The 21860-nt window shown below is 58.4% G+C and carries 23 protein-coding genes and 1 tRNA gene; 6 read left to right on the forward strand and 18 right to left on the reverse strand.

The genetic code is table 11. The features are described from left to right. The coding region (locus ACP7D9_RS27775) for an RHS repeat-associated core domain-containing protein (protein ID WP_426160224.1) at positions 1–2226 on the forward strand (2226 nt) is incomplete at its 5' end. Continuing rightward, positions 2223–2651 (forward strand): DUF6896 domain-containing protein, encoded by a 429-nt coding sequence (locus tag ACP7D9_RS27780; RefSeq protein WP_426160225.1) that lies wholly within the window; start codon positions 2223–2225, stop codon positions 2649–2651. The genes ACP7D9_RS27775 and ACP7D9_RS27780, both read left to right, overlap by 4 nt. 75 nt (positions 2652–2726) lie before the next feature. Here ACP7D9_RS27780 and ACP7D9_RS27785 read toward each other — a convergent pair whose 3' ends face one another. The 8 genes from ACP7D9_RS27785 to ACP7D9_RS27820 form a co-directional block, all read right to left on the reverse strand. Continuing rightward, entirely contained in the window at positions 2727–2894 is a 168-nt protein-coding gene (locus tag ACP7D9_RS27785; protein ID WP_016773805.1) for a hypothetical protein, read from the reverse strand. Positions 2895–3012: 118 nt separating this feature from the next. Then, the gene (locus ACP7D9_RS27790; RefSeq protein WP_325715200.1) at positions 3013–3432 is read right to left on the reverse strand and encodes a YMGG-like glycine zipper-containing protein; all 420 of its coding nucleotides are present in this window, start codon (positions 3430–3432) and stop codon (positions 3013–3015) included. Positions 3433–3567: 135 nt separating this feature from the next. Further along, positions 3568–3939: a hypothetical protein gene (locus tag ACP7D9_RS27795; RefSeq protein ID WP_016773803.1), complete on the reverse strand. Its 372-nt coding sequence runs from the start codon at positions 3937–3939 to the stop codon at positions 3568–3570. A 305-nt stretch (positions 3940–4244) separates the two neighbouring features. Next, the gene (locus ACP7D9_RS27800) at positions 4245–4433 is read right to left on the reverse strand and encodes a hypothetical protein (protein WP_313005473.1); all 189 of its coding nucleotides are present in this window, start codon (positions 4431–4433) and stop codon (positions 4245–4247) included. A 189-nt stretch (positions 4434–4622) separates the two neighbouring features. Further along, positions 4623–4943 carry a YbjQ family protein gene (locus ACP7D9_RS27805; RefSeq protein ID WP_016773801.1) on the reverse strand — a complete coding sequence of 107 codons (321 nt, stop codon included), beginning with the start codon at positions 4941–4943 and terminating at the stop codon, positions 4623–4625. A 71-nt stretch (positions 4944–5014) separates the two neighbouring features. Beyond that, positions 5015–6295, reverse strand: coding sequence for a Y-family DNA polymerase (locus tag ACP7D9_RS27810; RefSeq protein WP_101157412.1), 1281 nt, complete (start codon positions 6293–6295; stop codon positions 5015–5017). Then, on the reverse strand, positions 6282–6713 hold the full coding sequence (locus ACP7D9_RS27815) for a LexA family protein (protein ID WP_101157414.1): 432 nt from the start codon (positions 6711–6713) through the stop codon (positions 6282–6284). Before ACP7D9_RS27815 ends, ACP7D9_RS27810 begins: the two co-directional genes overlap by 14 nt. Before the next feature lie 251 nt (positions 6714–6964). Next, positions 6965–7054: transfer RNA gene (locus ACP7D9_RS27820), tRNA-Ser, on the reverse strand. Positions 7055–7350: 296 nt separating this feature from the next. On the opposite strand from ACP7D9_RS27820, the gene ACP7D9_RS27825 reads away from it, so the two are divergent. From ACP7D9_RS27825 to ACP7D9_RS27835, 3 genes are all read left to right on the forward strand, one after another. Next, a complete protein-coding gene (locus tag ACP7D9_RS27825; RefSeq protein ID WP_426160226.1) occupies positions 7351–8040 on the forward strand; it encodes a crotonase/enoyl-CoA hydratase family protein in 690 nt (229 codons plus the stop codon). A 220-nt stretch (positions 8041–8260) separates the two neighbouring features. Further along, entirely contained in the window at positions 8261–8983 is a 723-nt protein-coding gene (locus tag ACP7D9_RS27830; RefSeq protein WP_101157429.1) for a lysophospholipid acyltransferase family protein, read from the forward strand. A 134-nt stretch (positions 8984–9117) separates the two neighbouring features. Beyond that, positions 9118–10089, forward strand: a complete 972-nt coding sequence (locus ACP7D9_RS27835) for a magnesium and cobalt transport protein CorA (protein ID WP_101157431.1) — start codon at positions 9118–9120, stop codon at positions 10087–10089. Between the two features lie 82 nt (positions 10090–10171). On the opposite strand, the gene ACP7D9_RS27840 is transcribed toward ACP7D9_RS27835, so the two are convergent. From ACP7D9_RS27840 to ACP7D9_RS27850, 3 genes are all read right to left on the reverse strand, one after another. After that, positions 10172–10894 carry an amidotransferase gene (locus tag ACP7D9_RS27840; RefSeq protein WP_426160227.1) on the reverse strand — a complete coding sequence of 241 codons (723 nt, stop codon included), beginning with the start codon at positions 10892–10894 and terminating at the stop codon, positions 10172–10174. A gap of 92 nt (positions 10895–10986) precedes the next feature. Beyond that, a complete protein-coding gene (locus ACP7D9_RS27845) occupies positions 10987–13131 on the reverse strand; it encodes a 3-hydroxyacyl-CoA dehydrogenase NAD-binding domain-containing protein (RefSeq protein ID WP_426160228.1) in 2145 nt (714 codons plus the stop codon). A 24-nt stretch (positions 13132–13155) separates the two neighbouring features. Further along, positions 13156–14361 (reverse strand): acetyl-CoA C-acetyltransferase, encoded by a 1206-nt coding sequence (locus ACP7D9_RS27850; RefSeq protein ID WP_426160229.1) that lies wholly within the window; start codon positions 14359–14361, stop codon positions 13156–13158. A gap of 577 nt (positions 14362–14938) precedes the next feature. On the opposite strand from ACP7D9_RS27850, the gene ACP7D9_RS27855 reads away from it, so the two are divergent. Beyond that, a complete protein-coding gene (locus tag ACP7D9_RS27855) occupies positions 14939–15760 on the forward strand; it encodes a c-type cytochrome (protein ID WP_313005679.1) in 822 nt (273 codons plus the stop codon). A 118-nt stretch (positions 15761–15878) separates the two neighbouring features. Here ACP7D9_RS27855 and ACP7D9_RS27860 read toward each other — a convergent pair whose 3' ends face one another. From ACP7D9_RS27860 to ACP7D9_RS27890, 7 genes are all read right to left on the reverse strand, one after another. Continuing rightward, positions 15879–16682 carry a transglutaminase family protein gene (locus tag ACP7D9_RS27860; protein ID WP_397479568.1) on the reverse strand — a complete coding sequence of 268 codons (804 nt, stop codon included), beginning with the start codon at positions 16680–16682 and terminating at the stop codon, positions 15879–15881. Beyond that, entirely contained in the window at positions 16679–17629 is a 951-nt protein-coding gene (locus ACP7D9_RS27865) for an alpha-E domain-containing protein (RefSeq protein WP_101157446.1), read from the reverse strand. The genes ACP7D9_RS27860 and ACP7D9_RS27865 overlap by 4 nt, the downstream gene beginning before the upstream one ends. A 12-nt stretch (positions 17630–17641) precedes the next feature. Continuing rightward, positions 17642–19051: a circularly permuted type 2 ATP-grasp protein gene (locus tag ACP7D9_RS27870; protein WP_426160230.1), complete on the reverse strand. Its 1410-nt coding sequence runs from the start codon at positions 19049–19051 to the stop codon at positions 17642–17644. Positions 19052–19528: 477 nt separating this feature from the next. Beyond that, the gene (locus ACP7D9_RS27875) at positions 19529–19876 is read right to left on the reverse strand and encodes a ribonuclease E inhibitor RraB (protein ID WP_101157450.1); all 348 of its coding nucleotides are present in this window, start codon (positions 19874–19876) and stop codon (positions 19529–19531) included. Between the two features lie 209 nt (positions 19877–20085). Then, positions 20086–20319, reverse strand: a complete 234-nt coding sequence (locus tag ACP7D9_RS27880; RefSeq protein WP_041479357.1) for a hypothetical protein — start codon at positions 20317–20319, stop codon at positions 20086–20088. A 222-nt stretch (positions 20320–20541) separates the two neighbouring features. After that, entirely contained in the window at positions 20542–21417 is an 876-nt protein-coding gene (speE, locus tag ACP7D9_RS27885) for a polyamine aminopropyltransferase (RefSeq protein WP_016773785.1), read from the reverse strand. Between the two features lie 244 nt (positions 21418–21661). Next, on the reverse strand, positions 21662–21853 hold the full coding sequence (locus tag ACP7D9_RS27890) for a PLDc N-terminal domain-containing protein (protein WP_101157458.1): 192 nt from the start codon (positions 21851–21853) through the stop codon (positions 21662–21664). Positions 21854–21860: the final 7 nt, after the last annotated feature.

A 21860-nucleotide genomic window follows, 5' to 3' on the forward strand; every position in this document is an offset into this window, starting at 1 on the left:
GAAGAAACCCTGCCGGACGGTGGCGTGCGGCGCTTTTCCTACGATGCGCTGGGGCGGCGGACTACCACCCAGGACGAATTTGGTGTTGTCAGCCATCAGCAGTGGGACGCGGCCGGCCGTCTGATCCTGGCGACTTCTCCTACGGGAAGCACCCGCGCCTACAGCTACGGCGCCTACGGCCAGATCACCGCCGAACGCGATGAACTGGGGCGCATCACCCGCTATGAATATGACGACGACCTGCACCTGGTCTCGCGGCGAATCAATCCCGACGGCACCCGCGTGCAGTATCGCTATGACCATGCGCGGTTATTGCTGACCGAGATCGAAAACGAATCGGGCGAAAAATACCGTCTGGATTACACGCCGACCGGATTGATCCGACAGGAAACCGGGTTTGACGGGCGGCGCACCGCCTACGTTTATGACCTGAATGGCCATCTGCTGGAAAAGACCGAGTCTGGTGATTTCGGCCCCAGCCTGGTTACCCGCTACGAGCGCGACAGCGCCGGGCGCTTGCTCGTCAAAACCCTGCCCGACGGGATCAAAGTCCGCTACGACTACGATCGCCTCGGCCGGCTGATCGGCGTCGATGACGGCCAGAATCATCCGCTGGCCTTTGAGTATGACCGTCAGGATCGCTTGATCACTGAGCACCAAGGCTGGGGCACCTTGCGCTACGCCTACGACGCTTGTGGTCAGCTCAAACGCCTGCGCCTGCCGGACAACAGCAAACTCGACTATCACTACGCCAAGGGCGGTGCGCTGAGCGCCATCGACCTCAACGGCACGCCGCTCACGCGCCACATCTACCAGTCCGGCCGCGAGCAGCAACGTCAGCAGGGTCTGCTGCTCAGCGAATATGCCTACGACGATCAGGGCCGCTTGCTCGCCCACGCTGTAGGCCATCGCCACGCCTCGCTGTACCGCCGCGATTATGCCTACAGCGCCAACGGCAATCTCGAGCACATCGCCGACAGCCGCCACGGCCAGCGCACCTACGGCTACGACGCCCTCGACCGGCTGATTCGTGTCAGCCATTCACGCGACGAACTGCCCGAATGCTTCGCCCACGACCCGGCCGGCAACCTGCTGACGCAGGACCGCCCCGGCCCCGCGCAGATCAAAGGCAACCGCCTGCTGAGGCAGGGCGATCGCCATTACGACTACGACGCCTTCGGCAACCTGATCCGCGAACGCCGAGGCCACGGCCAGACCCTCGTCACCGAATACCGCTACGACTGCCAGCATCGCCTCATCAGCCTGACCCGCCCGGATGGCCAGACCGCCAGCTACCAGTACGACGCCTTCGGCCGCCGGATTCGCAAAACCGTCGACGGCACCGTCACCGAGTTTTTCTGGCAAGGCGAGCACCTCATCGCCGAAAGCAGCGCCACGCAATACCGCAGCTTCGTCTACGAACCCGGCACCTTCCGCCCATTGGCAATGCTCGACGGCAAAGGCCCGAAAAAGGCCTGCCCGTTCTACTACCAACTCGACCACCTCGGCACCCCGCAGGAACTTACCGACTACAGCGGCGAAATCGTCTGGTCCGCGCAATACGACGCCTACGGCAAAGTCGCCGCCGTCACCCTCGCCGGCGAAGACTACCTCGACCAACCGCTGCGCTTTCAGGGGCAGTATTTCGATGTTGAAAGCGGATTGCACTACAACCGGCATCGGTATTACGACCCGAGATTGGGGCGGTATCTGACGCCGGACCCGGTGAAGCTCGCGGGTGGGTTGAATCAATACCAGTACGTGCCGAATCCGACGGGGTGGGTGGATCCGTTGGGGTTGAACTCCAATTGCCCGCCGCCGAATAGGCCTGGGTGTGAGGTTCCGGGGGCGAGTGATGGGGTTAAGGTTGATGAGGGGGAGCCGCTCCTACCGGCCATTGCTCACAATATAGATCCAAACACTCTGAAACGAGTACATGCAATCGCGGGTAAGACCTCAACTAGGACAGTAGATGGGTATAAGGACAAAATGCGTGACGGATTCAATTCAGTACGCCCCATTGACGTTCTAGAACATAACGGCAGTTTATATATTCTGGATGGACACCACCGCGCAGCAGCTGCACGACAAACTTCGACGAATGTGACGATTAAACTCATAACAAATCTGAAAGCTTACGAAGGATCTCTAAGAAGCATTGAAGATATACTAGAGTCAGCAAATAATGTAGGCTTCGACAGATTGGAGCACCGGAGAAGAAAATGAGCGATCAAAGTGAAACTCTGGAAACCCTGATAAATGATTTTATCTCCACGGTAGATTCCAGCACGTTGATACTTGAAAGAAAATTTGGCACTCGAGATATTCGAAAGCTCTGGTATACCAAGGCGATCAAGCGATGCGGGAGAGTCACTCGAGGCGTTAAATATGAATTGCACGGCATTGGCTGCCGCATCAATCTATCCACAGAAACCGTAGATTTTGACTATGGACCTAATGGTGAAATCAATGGATTCGACACTTGGCGCTTATACAACTTTGCTCGTGAACGACCATCTAAGCATAGAAAGTATTGCAACGAAGAAACTATCGAAAAAGAATTCGCCGAATACATCAATCTAAAAAAAATCAAAAAAATTTCAGCCATAAGTAATCTATATATCTGGGCCGACTCGAAAGAAACGACCTAACACGACCACAAAGAGGGCCTGTTGACTCAGGCCCTTTAAACCAATACTTAAAATCTCCATTCACCACGAACACTCTCACTGCTCATCCCCATCCTCCTCATACTCCATATCCGCCTCATCCGCATCATTCAACGGCACTGTCGCATCATCCATCAGCGAGCCCGGATCTTCATTCCCCGGGTCATTGATAAACGGCAGTCCACTCGGGCCCTTCTCTTCTTTGCCTTCGGTTTCAGGAGTCATGGCGAACCTCTTGATCGTGCGGGATGTATGACGTTCGAAAAGCCCTGCCGCCAATCGTTCCTCTGCCTGACGGCCAGACACGAAAAACCCGGCACCAGGCCGGGTTTTCGTTGATCAATCAGCGATGTTTATTTTTGTGTTTGTTCTTATGCTTGTGGCCGCCGGAATGAGATCCGCCGTCGTCGTCGCCAAGATTGTTACCCACCGCACCGCCTGCTGCGCCGCCCAGGCCCGCGCCGATGGCGGAGCCGGTGGAGCCGCCGAGGCTGTTGCCGACGACCGAGCCGCCTGCTGCGCCCAGACCGCCACCAATGGCGGCTTCAGTGCGGTTGCGTTTGTTCGCGCCGACGGCACTGCCCGCCGCGCCGCCAACACCTGCGCCGACCGCCGCGCCCGTGCTGCCGCCGAGTTGTCCGCCAACCACATTACCCAACGCACCGCCGAGACCACCGCCTACGGCAGCGGTGCCGTCTCCGGCTGCCATCGCGCCTTGCGCCACGAACAAGCCAAAAAACAGTGCAGATAATGACAATCGCATATGAACCTCGCAGTTCCCGAAATGGGACAATCCGCCCAAGCGGGGCGTATGCAGATTGGAGATGATTTCGGACAAAACGTTCAGCCATGAAAAAGCCCGACATCGAGCCGGGCTTTTTCTGACAGGCAATCAGCCTCAGTGGCGCTTGTGACCTTTGCCCAGGTTGCTGCCGACTGCGCCGCCTGCCGCACCGCCCAGACCCGCGCCGATGGTGGCGCCGTTGCGACCGCCCAGGCTGTTGCCGATCACCGAACCACCGGCTGCACCGACACCGCCGCCGATCGCCGCTTTGGTACGGCTGCCCTTGCGTGCGGCGACGGCACTGCCCGCTGCGCCCGCGACGCCAGCGCCAATGGCGGCACCGGTGCTGCCGCCCATTTTCTGACCGACCACGTTACCCAGCGCGCCACCCAGGCCACCGCCCAGCGCAGCGGTGCCATCACCGGCAGCCATCGCACCTTGAGCAACCAGAAGGCCAAGAACCAGAGCAGGCAGTGTTAAACGCATGACGAAAACCTCAAATAAACGGGATGAAGAAAAGGAGCGGGATCTATTCGCGGCGCAGAAAAGTCCGACGCCGGCGACAGCGTCGATTGGACAGCGATCAGGGAAAAGGTTTTATGCCGGGCAAAAAAAAGCCCGCTGGGGAGACGGGCTGGAGACTTGCTTTCTAACGGATGGCTTCACCCTACGTTGACCAACGTGAAAAGTTTGTGAAAAAAAACCGACATTAATGTCAACGCCCGCCCTGCATTCCATCTCCCATTATTGCGCATAAAAAACCCCGCTCAGAGACGGGGTGCAGGATGAAATCACTTTCTGGCCCTTGCCGTGACCTTGGGCAGAAATTTCGCTTTCGGCCCTTTGGGGGCTGTAGATTTGATTTTGCCGATGCTGACCGGATCTTCGCCAAAACCCGACTGATACTCCGACTGACCGCAGCGCACGCAGTTGTTGAATGAAAACTCTGCGCCATCATCTTCGATAAATGGACCTGACATAGACTCTCCCCTACGCAACCGGGTCGACACCGGCAAAACAGTTTTGCCTGGAAAATATCGTCCCTCAGCGCTTTTGAGACTAGCCGGTCATTACTGGACTTGCCGTCCAGCGGCATTGATCACCGACGAATGGATCAAGCGCTGCAATCAGCGCTCACTCGCTAAATCGGCTTTGGCTTGACGGCAAGCTCAGCGCAGCTTCACCGCCGTTCCGGTGACAAACACCACGACCATCCCGCCCTTGCCTGCCGGCATGCTGATCTCAAAATCCACGCCGACCACGGCGTCAGCCTGCAATGCCCGCGCTCGATCTTTCAGTTCGTCGGTTGCCTGAATGCGGGCCTCCTTAAGAGCCCGCTCCAACGTCTGCGACCGCCCACCAAAGAAGTCGCGCATGCCGGCGAACATATCGCGGATCACGTTGACGCCTTGCACAGACTCGGCGCTGACAATGTCCAGATAGGCCGTGATCTGCCGCCCCTCGACGGAATGAGTGGTGGAAATGATCATGAAAGCCGTCCTTATACTGCAGAAGTGAAAGCGGCGATTGTAACGCGGCACCAAACGTCGCACCCGCTGCTTCAATTACATTTAACGACCCACAATTGATCCAGCTTCGTCGTAAAACTCGAACTCATCATCTCCCGCCGCATCCCCCAATCCGGATCGGCTGGCACACTTCCCGCGCGCAACGTTCCATGGCCCCATCGCTGATTGATTCGATCCAGTACGCCCATCACCTTCTGCGCCGCTTGGGGTTGAGAATCTGCAAACAGGTCTTCGGTAAACTCTCCGGGCTGCCGAAGATCCATCAATAACACCTCAGCCTTGCTGTACTTGAAACCCGGCCGGAACAATCGGTCAATCGCCTCGCTCGCCAACTTGCTCAACAGTCGCACGTCGTTTGTCGGATAAGGCAATTCAATCAGCGCGCCATTGGCGTACTTGGCCTCCTGCGGATTGAACATGCCCGTGCGGATACTCACGCGGATCTTTTTGCACAGTGAATTCTGTGCCCGCAGCTTTTGCGCCGCTCGATGTACATAAGTCGCCACGGCTTCCTTGATCGGTTCGATGGTAGTCAAACGGTTGCCAAACATGCGGCTGCTGCAGATTTCCTGTTTCGGCGGCTCGGTTTCGGACAGTTCCAGACACGATGTGCCGCCCAGTTCGCGCGCGGTCTTCTCGATCACCACGCTGAACTTGCGCCGAAGTGTCCACGGATCAGCCCTGGCCAGGTCCATCGCGCTTCTGATCTGCATGCTCTCAAGATGAGCTTTCATGCGCCGACCGATGCCCCACACTTCGCCGACATCGGTGTTGCGCAGCACCCAGTCGCGTTTGACCGGATCGCAGATGTCGACCACGCCACCGGTGTGCGCCTGCAGGCGTTTCGCAGTGTGGTTGGCGAGCTTGGCCAGCGTTTTCGTAGGGGCGATGCCGACGCCGACGGGGATGCCGGTGCGTTTATAGACAGCAGAGCGGATGGTCCGGCCAAACAAGGTCAGGTCGCCTGGTATGCCGCTGAGATCGGCAAACGCCTCATCAATGCTGTACACCTCGACGGCGGGCACCATGGATTCGATGATCGTCATCACCCGCTCGCTCATGTCGCCGTACAACGCGTAGTTGCTGCTGAACACTTGGATACCGTGGCGGCGCAGATCATCACGAATCTGAAAATACGGCGCGCCCATTTTCACAAAGGGCTTGGCGTCGTAGCTGCGCGCAATCACGCAGCCATCGTTATTGCTCAGCACCACAATCGGCGTCTTCGCCAGATCGGGTCGAAAAACTCGCTCACAGCTGGCATAGAAGCTGTTGCAATCAATCAGCGCAAAGACCTGCTCACGATTTGCCATGGTCGCGCACGCTGTAAGTCACCACGCCCCAGATCACCAGCTCATCTCCTTCCATCACGTAACGAGGCGGATATTTACTGTTGGCTGAAAGAAGAATGATGGCGTTATCGCGCATGTGCAGGCGCTTGCAGACGGGCTCGGAGTTGAGCCCAGCGATCACGATATCGCCGTGCTCGGCGTTCAGGCTGCGATTGACGATCACCAGATCACCGCAAAATATCCCCGCGTCCTGCATGCTCTCGCCTTCGATCTTCGCCAGATAAACGTGCGGCGCACGAATATCAAAAACCTCATCCAGCGAAATGTGTTTTTCAATGTGATCAGCCGCCGGCGAAGGAAAACCGGCGGGAATCCGAAACGAATACAGCGCAAGCTTTTCGCCCGCGCCAGACAAAGGGCCGAGGATGGTGACGCTCATGATACGAACCTGATAGTGAATTTACTGTATGCGCATACAGTAAACTCGGGACGGTTCGAGGGGTCAATGAGGCGTGCAGGAGATTTCGACGGGTGACAGGGTTTTGTACAACTTCTCGGAAAGAAAGGCACGCCGCCATACATTCCAGATCGTCGGTCGCAGTTGTTCGTTATTGCACTTTTTTCCAGACGCCAAAAAACACAAACCCCCGACTTTCTCTAGGAAAATCAGGGGCTTGCGTTTACTGAATGTGGCGGTGAAGGAGAGATTCGAACTCTCGATACAGTTTCCTGTATACACACTTTCCAGGCGTGCTCCTTAAGCCACTCGGACACTTCACCGTATCTCTGCAGACATCTTCTGTCTGTCGAGGCGCGCTAATGTAGTCGAAAGCTTTTCTGATGGCAAACTTTTTTTCAGAATTTTCATGCGCTTAAGAGAGCACCCAACGTTCGGCCTGTGAGCACGATGGCAAACCCGCCAATCTCGGGTAGGCCGCGCGCTTCCTTTATAGAAGGCAAGAGGCGCGCCGCGCTGGCCGAAGTGCTAAACGGTGACTGACAGGTCATTCACGGCGCTTTACCTGGCTTGCGGCGGTGGGTAACGTCTGCCCATCTTTCTAATAAGGAATAGCGTCATGAGCGAGTTGATTGCCTACCACCTCGAAGACGGTATCGCGACCCTGACCCTGAACAACGGCAAGGTAAATGCCATCTCCCCGGATGTGATTGCGGCGTTTAACGCGGCGCTGGATCAGGCGGTGGCGGATCGGGCCGTGGTGATCATTACCGGCCAACCGGGAATTCTCTCGGGCGGTTATGACCTGAAGGTGATGACGGCAGGGCCGAAAGAGGCCGTTGCGCTGGTGACAGCCGGTTCTACACTCGCCCGTCGCCTGCTCTCTCACCCGTTCCCGGTGATCGTTGCCTGTCCGGGACATGCCGTGGCCAAGGGCGCTTTCCTGCTGTTGTCCGCCGATTACCGCATCGGTGTCGACGGCCCGTTCAGCATCGGTCTGAACGAAGTGCAGATCGGCATGACCATGCACCACGCCGGTATTGAATTGGCACGTGATCGCTTGCGGCGTTCGGCTTTCCATCGCTCGGTAATCAATGGCGAGATGTTCGATCCGAAAGGTGCCGTTGACGCAGGCTTCCTCGACAAGGTCGTGACTGCAGAAGAATTACAGGGCGCCGCTCTGGCTGCCGCGCGTCAGTTGAAGAAGATCAACATGCTCGCGCACAAGAACACCAAACTCAAAGTGCGCAAGCATTTGCTGGAAATCCTCGACGATGCCATCGTCCAGGACCAACAGCATTTGGGCTGATTCGTCCAACGTCCGCGTGCTAATGAAAAGCCCGACCCTCGTGTCGGGCTTTTTCTTACAGCGGGCGTTGAAGATTCGCTAGAAGCTCTAGGACGCGCCTGACGAGCAATGCTGAAACATGCGCTTAAACATCGGCCATCTCCGGACTCTATAGCAGCAATTGCCGAAAACAGTGCACATCCGTACACTGCGCCACCTTTTGTCCCGGTGGGCCTGCAAAATGCTGTTCGTGTTTCGTATGTTGTTGATGGGCCTGCACTTTATTCTGGCGGGCGTACTGGGCGTGATCCTTGGACTGTGCCGCCCGTTCAACCCGGACAACAGCCGACTGTGCGCCCGCCTCTACGCGCTGCCAGCAATGCGCATTTTGCGTTTGCGGGTCAAGTCCGAGGTCAACGGCTTGATGAACAAGCCTGACAGTTGCGTAATCATCGCCAACCACCAATCCAACTACGATCTATTCGTGTTCGGCAACGTAGTCCCGCGCCGCACCGTGTGTATCGGCAAGAAAAGCCTGAAGTGGGTGCCTTTGTTTGGCCAGTTGTTCTGGCTGGCCGGCAATGTGTTGATCGACCGTGGCAATGCGCACAAGGCGCGGCAGTCGATGCTGACGACCACCCACACCCTGCAGAACAAAGACACCTCGATCTGGGTATTTCCGGAAGGCACGCGCAACCTCGGAGAAGAGTTGTTGCCGTTCAAGAAAGGCGCGTTCCAGATGGCGATTGCTGCCGGCGTGCCAATCGTTCCAGTGTGCGTGAGCAGTTACGTCAAGCACATGCGCCTGAATCGCTGGCGCAGCGGCAACGTTCTCATACGCTCGCTGCCAGCGATTCCTACAGTCGGATTGACCATGGATGACATGCCCCAGCTCATCGAGCGATGCCGCGAGCAGATGCGCGAGTGCATTGAGTCGATGGATCGGCAACTGCAAGCCGCGTGAAAAACAAACCCGCCCCGTGCGGGTTTTCTTTTGCCAGCTGAACTGTACAAGTTTCACTGACTCTCAAGCAGCGACACGGCTAAGCTGAAGCCTTGTTTCCCCTGCCATCTGCCAAGAAGAAGTGAATTACCACCATGGGTCGAGTTGTTGCCGCTGCGGTGTACAGCGAGGGTAAGAAAGTCACCAATATTTCTCTGGACGAAGGCGCTGCCTGGGCTGCCAAACCGGGCCACTTTGTCTGGATTGGTCTGGAAGAACCGGACGCACAGGAGTTATCCAACCTGCAACGCCAGTTCAATCTCCACGAACTGGCCATTGAAGATGCGTTGGAAAAACACAGCCGACCGAAACTGGAAACCTTTGGTGACGCTCTGTTTATCGTCACCTACTCACCGGTTCGCGAAAACGGCGTTTTGCAATTCATCGAAACGCATATCTTCGCCGGCAGGGGTTACATCATCACTGCGCGCAACGGCCACTCCGCGTCTTACGCGCATGTGCGCCAACGCTGTGAAGCGCGTCCACTGTTGCTGGAGCATGGCGAGGATTTCGTTCTGTATGCGCTGCTTGATTTCGTCATCGAGAACTATCAGCCGGTAGGCGAAGCGATCCACGCCGAGATCGATGAGCTGGAGCGCAACGTGTTGTGCAGTGCGCTCAATGAGCGAGACATCCAGAAGCTGCACGGTTTACGCCGAGACGTGGTGCGCTTGCGTCGGTATGCGGCGCCGATGGTGGAAATCGGCGAAGAGCTGCAAAAGCTCAGCTTCCCGTTCATCGACAAGAACATGCGCCCGTATTTTCGCGATGTGCAGATCCACGTGACGCGGCAGATGGAAGACCTGAGCACGCTGGCGGACATTGCCAGCCAGACCATCGAGATCGGTGTGCTGCTTGAGGCCTCCCGGCAAAGCGTGGTGCAGCGCAAGTTCGCGGCATGGGCGGCGATTCTGGCATTCCCGACAGCGGTGGCGGGCATTTACGGGATGAACTTCGAGAATATGCCGGAGTTGACCTGGCATTACGGTTACTTTGCGGTGCTGGGTTTTATTGCGGTGGGATGTGTGAGCTTGTGGGCGAGCTTCAAGCGATCGGGGTGGTTGTAGGAAAGAAAGATCGCAGCCTTCGGCAACTCCTACAGAATTTCGATGTGGGAGCTGCCGCCGCGATCTTTGGAACTTGCAAGTGTCAGGCAGCTTCCGGCTTGTGCGCCACAAACCGCATCATCCACTCAGCGACCGTAGCGCCGTGATGCTCCTGCTCAAGGCTGGCAACACCCTTGCTGTAGATCTGCGAACCCAGCGCTTCCTGCCGTAGTTCAAGCAGTGCGCGCGAGTAATCGTGAATGAACTCCGGGTGACCCTGGAAGCACAGCACTTGATCGTTGATGTGATAAGCCGCGAACGGGCAGAAATCGCTGGAGGCGATCACCGTCGCATTCTCCGGTAGCTCGGTCACTTGATCCTGGTGGCTGATCAACAGTGTCAGCTCCTCGCGCACCGGGCTCATCCACGGTGCCTTGGCCGCCAGCTTGTAGCTGTGGGTGCCGACGCCCCACCCCTGGGATGCTCGCTCACTCTTGCCCCCAAGCAGTAACGCCAGCAATTGATGGCCGAAGCACACGCCGAGCAGTTTGTCGCCGCGCTCGTAGCGATTCAAAAGATAAGTCTTGAGAGTTTGAATCCACGGATCGGTACCGAACGAGTCGGCCTTGCTGCCGGTGACCAGGTACGCATCGAAAGTCTGATCGTCGCTTGGGTATTCGCCCTTCACCACGTTGTAGACAGTGAACTCAGCGGCGATCGATTGTTGCGAAAACAGGCGCTGAAACATCTGCCCATAGCCCTGATACTGATCGATCAGCTCGGGGCGCAGGATGTCGGTTTCGAGAATGCAGATGCGCAACGGCATAAAAAATACCTGACAGGTGATGGGAATAATGAACACCCCAGAGCCTGCCCTGAAACACCAGGCCAAGGCAAGCCCCGAAATGCCCGCTTGCCTTAGAACATTTCACCTTTCGCCGCTTTATCCAGCAACAGCGCTGGCGGCGTAAATCGCTCGCCATATTGCTCCGCCAGATATTGCGCACGGGCGATGAAGTCCTTCAGGCCATACTGGTTGATGAACTGCAGCGCACCGCCGGTCCATGCGGCAAACCCAATGCCGAAGATTGAGCCGACGTTGGCATCCGCCGTCGAGGTCAACACGCCCTCCTCCACACAACGCACGGTTTCGATGGCCTGCACAAACAACAGACGATCACGCACATCCTTCGCTGGAATCTGTCCGTCGGGCTTCTCGAAACGCGTCTTCAATTCGGGCCACAGACGCTTTGAGGTTCCCGCCGGGTACTCATAAAAGCCGCCTCCGGCAGCTTTGCCTGATCGCTTGAATTCATTGAGCATCAAGTCAATCACGGCGAAGGCCGGATGCTCGATCGGCGTTTGCCCCTCGGCCTGCAGGTCCCTGGCCGTTTGCAGACGGATATGGCTCATCAGACTGAGGGAAACTTCGTCGGAGATTGCCAGAGGCCCGACCGGCATCCCGGCCTTGCGCGCTTCGGTCTCGATCATTGGCGCGCTGACGCCCTCGCCCAGCATGGCGATGCCTTCGTTGGTGAACGTGCCGAACACCCGCGAGGTAAAGAAGCCGCGACTGTCGTTGACCACGATCGGAGTTTTCTTGATTTGCAGAACGAAATCGAAACCGCGAGCGAGAGTTTCGGCGCTGGTCTGCGCACCTTTGATGATTTCCACCAGCGGCATTTTTTCTACCGGACTGAAGAAATGCAGACCGATGAATTTGCTTTGATCGGGCACCGCCGTCGCCAGACCGGTGATCGGCAGCGTCGACGTATTGGAAGCGATCACCGCTTCGCCACCCGCTACCTTTTGCGCGGCGGCGGACACCTTGGCTTTGAGTTGGCGATCTTCGAACACCGCTTCGATGATCAGATCGCAACCGCCCAGATCGGCATCGCTTTCGCTCGCAACGATACGCGCCAGCACCGCTTCGCGCTGTTCGACAGTCATTTGACCACGGGCGACTTTCTTATCCAGCAGCGCCGCGCAATGCGCTTTGCCCTTCTCGGCAGCGGCGAGGTTGATGTCCTTGAGGACGACGTCGATACCGGCCGAGGCGCTGACGAATGCGATGCCCGCGCCCATCATGCCGGCGCCAAGTACACCCACCTTCTGCGTTTTATAAGGCGCAAAACCTTGCGGCCTTGAACCGCCAGCGTTGACCTCGTTCAACTGGAACCAGAACGTGCCGATCAGGTTTTTCGAGATCTGCCCGGTCGTCAGTTCGGTGAAGTAGCGGGTTTCAATCAGGTGCGCTGTGTCGAAATCGACCTGAGCGCCCTCCACCGCCGCGCACAGAATCTTCTCCGGCGCCGGCAGCGTGCCCTGGGTTTTCGCGCGCAGGATCGATGGCGCGATCGCCAGCATCTGCGCCACTTTCGGGTTAGACGGCGTCCCGCCGGGAATCTGGTAACCCTTGACGTCCCAGCGCTGCACTGCCGCCGGGTTGGCGATAATCCAGGCGCGCGCCTTGGCCAGCAGCTCATCGTGATTCGCTGCCAGTTCATCAATCAGCCCGGCCTGCAACGCCTGCTGCGGGCGCACCTTTTTGCCTTCGAGCAGATACGGCAGGGCTTTTTCGATGCCGAGCATGCGCACCATGCGTACGACTCCGCCACCGCCCGGCAACAGCCCCAGCGTCACCTCCGGCAAACCGAGTTGCAGCGAGGCATCATCCACGGCGATGCGGTAATGACAGGCCAGGCAAATTTCCCAACCACCACCCAGCGCAGCGCCGTTGATCGCCGCGACCACCGGCCTACCGAGGGTTTCCAGGCTGCGCAACTGCGCCTTGAGTGTCAGCACCATGTCGTAGAAGGCTTTGGCCTCGGGCTTGCCGACCTTGATCAGTTCATTGAGGTCGCCGCCGGCAAAGAAGGTTTTCTTCGCAGAAGTGATGATCACCCCGGCAATGCTGTCTTTTTCCGCTGCCAGGCGAGCGACGCAAGCGGCCATGGCCTCGCGGTACACGGCATTCATGGTGTTGGCGCTCTGGCCCGGCATGTCCATGGTCAGCACGACAATACCGTCCTGGCCTTTTTCGTAACGAATGGCTTCGCTCATAACAGAATTCCTTGAAGTCGGGGCTCAGAGCCGTTCGATGATGGTGGCGATGCCCATGCCGCCGCCGACACACAGCGTCGCCAGGCCGTAGCGCAGATGTCGCGCTTCGAGCTCATCGAGCAGGGTGCCCAGGATCGCGCAACCGGTGGCACCCAGCGGGTGGCCCATAGCAATCGAGCCGCCGTTGACGTTGACCTTGTTCGGGTCAACCGCCATGTCCTTGAGGAACTTCAACACCACCGAGGCAAACGCTTCGTTGACTTCGAACAGGTCGATGTCCTGCACACGCAGTCCGGCCTTGGCCAGCGCTTTGCGCGTCGCCGGCGCCGGGCCGGTGAGCATGATGGTCGGATCGGTACTGGTAACGGCTGTGGCGACGATGCGCGCTCGCGGCTGCAAACCCAGCGCGCGGCCCTTGGCTTCGGAGCCGATGAGCATCAGCGCCGCGCCGTCGACGATCCCGGAACTGTTGCCTGGCGTGTGCACGTGGTTGATCCGCTCGACATGGCTGTAGACCCGCAACGCCGTGACGTCAAAGCCCATCTGCCCGATCATTTCGAAACTCGGCTTGAGCTTGCCCAAGCCTTCGAGGGTCGATTCGGCGCGAATGAATTCATCGTGATCAAGGAGGATGATGCCGTTCTGGTCCTGCACCGGCACCAGCGACTTGCTGAACGAGCCGTCGGCCCGCGCGCGGGCCGCTTTCTGTTGCGAATGCAGGGCGTAGGCATCGACGTCCTGCCGGCTGAAGCCTTCGAGGGTGGCAATCAGGTCGGCGCCGACGCCTTGGGGGGTGAAGTGGCTGTGCAAATTGGTCTGCGGATCCAGGGCCCAGGCGCCGCCATCGCTGCCCATCGGCACCCGTGACATCGACTCGACGCCACCGACCACCACCAGCTCCTCGAATCCTGAACGCACTTTCATCGCGCCGAGATTCACGGCTTCCAGACCTGAAGCGCAAAAACGGTTGATCTGCACGCCGGCGACACTGACGTCCCAGTCGGCCACTTGCACCGCCGTTTTGGCGATGTCCGAACCTTGATCGCCAATCGGCGTGACGCAGCCGAGGACGACGTCATCGACCTGACTGGTATCGAGCGCGGTGCGCACCTGCAAAGCACTCAGCAAACCCGCCACCAGGTTGACCGGTTTAACGCTGTGCAGCGCACCATCGGCCTTGCCTTTGCCGCGCGGGGTGCGTAAGGCATCGAAAATCAAAGCTTCAGTCATGACGTCCTCGAACCTGATCTATGGTCTCTTCACTTTCGCCCCGAGCAGACTGCCAGGCAATGACCACATTGCTCAAAGCGCTTGACGCACACGCTCAGACGGACGGTCATCGGGTCTCAGGTGAACCGGTTCAGGTCACCGAGTTGTCTAGCCAGCGGGCGGCGAAGAAGCTGGCAATACGCCTCATGTGTTTTTTAAAGCTTTTCGCGAGCGCTCCATATGAAATGGATCTAAGCCACCGCTGACGTGGGCCCTAAGGTGAACATGTACGCCATCGTCGTCGGGTTTTGCCGAGACGGGCGTCCTCCAACAGGAAGTGCAACGCATGCTGTCAGGGATATGCGGTCAGGCATGCATCAGGAAATAACAATAAAGGCGGTCAAGCCATGTTCAAACAACCGAAAGTACGTCAAGCAGGACTCATTCTTTTTGCCACGACGCTGTTGTTGATCTTGCCGAATCTGACCAAGGTCATCGGCTGACTCAAGCGGCGCGTGCTGTATATCGCCACTGAAAATGTGACTGGCCCGCTACCCGGGCCAGCGTGGTTGTGCCAACCTTCGCGCACTTCCACGACATGGACGGCGATCATTTGAAAACGCTCATTGCGCTCGCGGCCATGCTGCTGAGCTTGCCCTTGGCTGCCGCACAACTGGACCTGCAGTTAGGCGCAAACAGCCGCACCTGGCAGACCGAGGAATTACTCAAGCATCCTCAAGTGCAAACCCTCACGATCAACAATGATGTTTCCTACAAAAAAGACATGACCTATCAAGTTGTGCCTGTGGCAGCGCTGCTGATCGGCGTCAAGCCCGAAGATCACTTGCAAGCGGTGGCGCTGGACGGCTTTGCCGCAGAATTGGCGGCTGCGCCGTTGCTTGACAGGGACGGCGCACGAGCATGGCTGGCAATCGAGGATCCGGCGCAGCCGTGGCCACCGTTGTCGGCGGGCAAGCATAGCGCCGGGCCGTTCTATTTGGTCTGGACTGATCCGCATGCCGGCAATATCAGCCCCGAACAGTGGCCGTTCGAAGTCGCCAGCATCAAGTTGATGGCGCCAGTGGCCCAGCGCTTCCCTGCCCTGCTGCCGGATCGTGCCTTGAAGGCCGATGATCCGGTGAATCAGGGTTTTGCCTTGTTTCAGAAAAACTGCCTGGCGTGTCACCGGTTGAATGGTGCCGGGGATGCGCAGTTCGGGCCTGATCTGAATATTCCGTATAGCCCGACCGAGTATTTCGGTGCTGATTTCTTGAAGCGTTACATTCGCGACCCGCAGAGTTTGCGCCAGTGGCCGCAGGCGAAGATGCCGGGGTTTTCGGCGCAGGTGTTGCCGGACGGGGATCTCGAAATGCTGGTGGGCTATCTCAAGCACATGGCCGGGCGCAAAGTTAAACCCTGATCAGCAGAAAACTTTGCAGGAGCTGTCGAGTGCAACGAGGCTGCGATCTTTTGATCCTGTTTTTTACAGATAAGATCAAAAGATCGCAGCGTGCCGCAGCTCCTACAGGGCCCCGCAATTACTGTTGCTGCACGGAAATTACCGGCGTCGGCGAGACGAACACCTTCGCGTGCATCTGCTCGCAGCCACCGCCCCGGCGCATGCCACGTACCGGGCAGGCATCAAGATAATCCAGGCCCACCGCCAGTTTGAGATGTCGTTCGGGGCGTGCCAGCTGGTTGGTCACGTCGAAGCTGTACCACGCGTCATCCAGCCACGCTTCCGCCCAGGCATGGCTGGCCAGATGCTCGCAATCTTCGCTATACAGATAACCCGACACGTAACGCGACGGCACGCCGAGGCTGCGCGCGCAGGCCAGAAACGCATGGGTATGATCCTGACAAACCCCGGCGCGACCAGCGAATGCTTCTGCGGCGCTGGTGTCGACTTCGGTAGAGCCAGGGGTGTAGGTCATGTACTGATTCAGGCCATGCATCAAGTCGATCAGCGCGGTGCGATCACGGCGTTGCTTGCAGTTTTTCTCTGCAAACTCGCGCAGGGCTTCGTCGGCTTCGGTCAGCCGCGTGAAGCGCAGGAAGGGCAGCGCTGACTGGCTTTCGTGTTCGGCCTCGCGCAATTCATCAATATCGACCTGACCACGGGCGCCAATAATGATCGCTTCGTGCGGCTCGTCCATGGTCAGCACATGCAGGATGTTGCCAAACGGATCGAGCTGCGCTCGCACCGGACGCGGCAGGTCGAGTTGCCAACTGAGTACATGCTGACGCTCGCTGTCGTGGGGAGTCAGGCGCAGGTACTGGATGCTCGCCCGCACCTGATCTTCGTAGTGATAGGTGGTCTCGTGGCTTATGGAAAGTCTCATGCAGCCTCCAGATAGGAACTATGAATGGCGTTGCCCAACTGGCGCACCAGCGGAATGAATTCAGTCAGCCAGGCGTGCAGGCCTTCTTCGAGGATCTCGTTGATTCCGGTGTAGCGCAGGCGAGCGTCCATTTCCGCCGCCAGGCGCTGTGCGGGGCGGCCATTGGCGCCCGGCAACTGCGCCAGGATCTGGTCGATTTCTTCGGTACAGGCACGCAGCGAACGCGGCACATCGGCGCGCAACAGCAGCAATTCGGCGACATGCCGGGCGCCGGGCGCATCGCGATAAATTTCGGTATAGGCCTCGAACGACGACAAGGCTCGCAGCAGCGCACTCCACTGGTAATAGGCATGGGCCGTGCCATCGCTGACCGCTTCGGCCTGATCGCCGGCCATTTCGTAGCGGGCATCGAGCAGACGCAGCGTGTTGTCCGCGCGCTCGATGAACGTGCCCAGACGAATGAAGCGAAACGCGTCGTTACGCATGATCGTGCCGTAGGACGCGCCACGAAACAGGTGCGAACGCTCCTTGATCCATTCGCAAAAACGGCTCATGCCGTAGCGGCTCAGGCCCTGTTCGGCGATCCCGCGAATTTCCAGCCAGGTCGCGTTGATGTTTTCCCACATGTCCGCAGTAATTCGCCCGCGTACCGCATGGGCACTGGCCCGAGCCGCGCCGAGGCAGCTGTAGATGCTGGCCGGGTTGGCCGCGTCCAGCGCAAAGAAATGCAGCAGCCTTTCGGCGTGCAGATCGCCGTGGCGTTCAAGGTAATCCTCGAGAGTGCCGGTAATCAGCAACGGCATGGCGAGTTCGTGCAGACCGTCGCCGCGCCCGTCCTGCGGCATCAGCGACAGCGAATAACTGATGTCGAGCATGCGCGCGAGGTTCTCCGCACGCTCCAGGTAACGCGACATCCAGTACAGATCCGAGGCAGTTCTACTTAACATGGCAAGCTTCCTTCAATCCTCGACTACCCAGGTGTCCTTGGTGCCGCCGCCCTGAGACGAATTCACCACCAGGGAGCCTTCACGCAACGCAACACGCGTCAACCCACCGGGCACGACTCGGGTCTCGCGCCCGGACAACACGAACGGGCGCAGGTCGATATGGCGCGGCGCGATGCCGTTTTCGACAAACGTCGGACAGGTCGACAGCGACAGCGTCGGTTGTGCGATGTAGGCATGCGGTTTGGCTTTGATGCGCTCGCGGAAGGCATCGATTTCCGCCGTCGTCGCGGCCGGCCCTACCAACATTCCATAGCCGCCGGAGCCTTGAGTCTCCTTGACCACCAGTTGCGCAAGATTGGCCAGTACGTGGGACAGTTCAGACGGATTGCGGCATTGCCAGGTCGGCACGTTTTTCAGAATCGGTTCTTCGTCGAGGTAGAAACGGATCATGTCAGTGACAAACGGGTACACCGATTTATCGTCCGCGACCCCGGTACCGATGGCGTTGGCCAGCACCACATTGCCAGAGCGATAGGAGGACAGCAGCCCCGGCACGCCGAGCATCGAGTCAGGGTTGAACGCGAGCGGATCCAGGAATGCGTCGTCGAGGCGACGGTAGATCACGTCGACCGCTTTCGGGCCGTCAGTGGTGCGCATGAACACCTTGTCGTCACGCACGAACAGATCCGCGCCTTCCACCAGTTCTACGCCCATTTCCCGCGCCAGAAACGCGTGCTCGAAAAACGCGCTGTTGAAGCGGCCCGGCGTCAGCACCACCACGCTGGGATTGTCGATCGGGCTTGAGCTTTTCAGGGTGTCGAGAAGCAGGTTCGGATAGTGATCAATAGGCGCAATGCGCTGGGCGGCGAACAGTTCGGGGAACAGGCGCATCATCATCTTGCGGTCTTCGAGCATGTAGCTCACGCCGCTGGGTGTACGCAGATTGTCTTCGAGGACGTAATAAGTGCCATCGCCATCGCGCACCAGATCGACGCCTGAGATGTGCGAGTAGATGTCGCGGTGCAGATCCAGGCCCTGCATCGCCAACTGGTATTGCTCGTTGGCCAGCACCTGTTCGGCGGGAATGATCCCGGCTTTGATGATGCGCTGCTCGTGGTAGAGATCGCCGAGAAACATGTTCAACGCCTTGACCCGCTGAATACAGCCGCGCTCGACTATCCGCCATTCACTGGCGGGAATGCTGCGAGGAATCGTATCGAACGGAATCAAGCGCTCGGTGCCCTGCTCATCGCCATAGAGCGTGAAGGTGATACCGGCACGGTGGAACAGCAGATCGGCCTCGCGGCGGCGTTGCGCGAGCAACTCGTCAGGCGTCTCGGCCAGCCAACGGGCAAACTCCCGGTAATGCGGGCGAACCAGGCCGCCAGCATCGTACATCTCGTCAAAATAGGTGCGGATCATGCCGTACTCCTTGTCACTCCGGACATACAGGCCTTCGCAAGGCCCGTGCCATCGGCATAAACGCTTTGATATCAATCGGTTGTAGATCCACGCAAAAGGCAGCGCACCATTCCTGTGCGGCAAATGCCCCGGCCCGATTGCCCCCGCTTCATTGCGACGCATTGCATCGCCTATCACCAGCATAGTCAGAGTTGATTTCACTGCCCGGCCGCGCCTGCGGATAATCCGCGCATTCGCTGCAAAACTTCACCGGCAGGGCGCGGCGACGTGGCCAGCTCAATTGATCTGAACTGCCTTGGCAGCCCCGTCCCGCCAAGACTTCACTGCATAACCGTCTTCCCTTTTAGCCACCCTCTCCGGTGGCTTTTTTTTGCCCGGGATTCTTGTTTCAGGGTTTTGCCACAGCGATGTGCACAGGCCAGAAACGACAACGGCCGACCCGAAGGTCAGCCGTTGCTCGACAGACAATGCGCAAGATCAATTCAAGCGGTAACGATTGCGCACCTCCTGCTTCACGCCCCAACCCTCGATGATGCCGCCCAACGGCTCGACTACGGCGGAGAAGCCCTGTTCAAAATCGCCGATGTCGTCATAGGTTGCGTACATCACTTTGCTCAATTCCAGCGACCAGGCACCATCGTCGCGCGCACTGACCTGGGCATTGATGGACTCGCCACGAAATTTGCCTGCTGCCCTGCGCGCCCGCTCCTCGTCCGGGAAAATCGCGTAGAACTCGATGGGATGGAACCGGGAAAAATCGAAACCGCCTTCTTTCATGCGGCGCAGAACCTTGCTGCTGATGTCTTCTTGATAGGCTGTGCTCATGAATCGTCCCCCTCGATTGATGGATAGACTTTCCGTATTCCCGCCCCGGGCCTTCTGGCCTAAGTACTACGGCAACGTGGTTGCGCGCGGGAAACAAGCATGTAGCTGACAAGACCAGACCTTAGCGATCCATTCGCTGATCTCGCTTGCAGAGTAGCCCCAAGAGAGCGCCGCTGCCAAGGTCTGGTTTACGAGATGACAGGAAGTGTTCAGACAGGTGTGATGCTGCGGATTTCGATGCCGTTCTGGGTCTTGAGGTTTTTCACCCCGGCATCGGCGGTGCGCCCTTCCAGATCGTTGAGATCCAGCTGGGCGGCGACCGGAAGAAGCCGCTCCTTGATGAGCCGCGCGGCTTCATCATCGGACGGGCATTCCTCACGTTCGAAGACTTCATCAACAATTTCGCCGTGATCATCCACGAAAGTGACTTTCCACTTTTGCATCAGTGCCTCCTCGATCAACCCGTAAATGGGCTTACCTCTATCTCGACTTTTTCGCACGATAGTTGGTTCAAAAGGATTACAGCCGTGATCGTGAAAAACGCACAGACAAATGTGCGAGCGGGCTTGCTCGAGAATCGGTGTGCCAGTCACATCAATGTCGACTGGCACGGCCTCTTCGCGAGCAAGCCCGCTCCCACAGGGAGGGACTTTTGCAGGGTCGTCTTAGTCGTTGCTCGGCTTGTTGACTGCTTGCAGCACGTATTGCGGCAGAGCGAATGCGCCGATGTGGATCTCCGGATTGTAGTAACGCGTGACGATGCCGCTGCCGATGAAGCGCTGCTGCAGGGTTTCACGGCTGAGCTTGCGGTAGGCCGGGTTGGTCGAGCCCCAGGCGAAGGTCATCGAGCCGCCGATGTAGGTCGGCACGGCGGCCTGGTAGAAGTGCCAGTCCGGGAACAGACTGCGCAGGCGACCGGCGGTGGTTTTGACTTCGTCGATCTGCATGAACGGTGTGCCGTTCTGGGTGACGAGGATGCCGCCTTCGTTCAGGCAGCGGTGGCACGCCTGGTAGAAGTTCTCCGAGAACAGCACTTCGCCCGGGCCGATCGGGTCGGTGGAGTCGGAGATGATCACGTCGAATTTTTCAGTGGTGGTGGCGACGAAACGCATGCCGTCATCGATCACCAGGTTCAGGCGCGGGTCGTCGTAGGCACCGGCGGAATGGTTCGGCAGGAATTCCTTGCACATGTCGACCACGGTGCCGTCGATTTCGACCATGGTGATGTGCTCGACGCCGGCGTGCTTGGTCACTTCGCGCAGCATGCCGCCGTCACCACCGCCAATGATCAACACGCGCTTGGCAGTGCCGTGGGCGAGGATTGGCACGTGGGTGAGCATTTCGTGATAGATGAATTCGTCAGCTTCGGTGGTCTGGATCACGCCGTCCAGCGCCATGACCCGGCCCATGCGCGGGTTCTGGAAGATCACCAGGTGCTGGTGCTCGGTGCGCACTTCGTGCAGCAGTTTTTCCATGCGAAAACGCTGGCCGTAGCCTTCGTAGAGGGTTTCCAGGTACTCGCTGGTCTTGGTGACGGTCATGGTCAGGTGCTCCGATAAATGCGCGGGCGTCATCGTGGGGACGATTGCCCGGGAAAGGCGCGCATTCTACGTTGCCGAAGATGACAGGTCGAACCTCACAACCACAATTCCTGTAGGAGCTGCCGAAGGCTGCGATCTTTGATCGTTCCCACGCTCTGCGTGGGAATGCAACTGGGGACGCTCTGCGTCCCAAAAAGATCGCAGCCTTCGGCAGCTCCTACAGGGTATTGCGGTGTTAGCTGATTCAGATCCGCACGTTGCCCCGTGGCCCGGCAATCGCCCAGATGATCAGGCCGAGCACCGGCAGGAAGATGATCAGCAACACCCAGACGATTTTCATCCCGGTGGAGGTGCCGCTTTTCAGTACGTTGATGATGGCCCAGATGTCGAGGGCAAGAATGATCAGACCAATCAGACCGTTGAACGTGGAACCCATGGTGTCG

This window comes from Pseudomonas sp. TSRC2-2 (assembly GCF_049897785.1).
In the GTDB taxonomy this organism is placed as follows: domain Bacteria; phylum Pseudomonadota; class Gammaproteobacteria; order Pseudomonadales; family Pseudomonadaceae; genus Aquipseudomonas.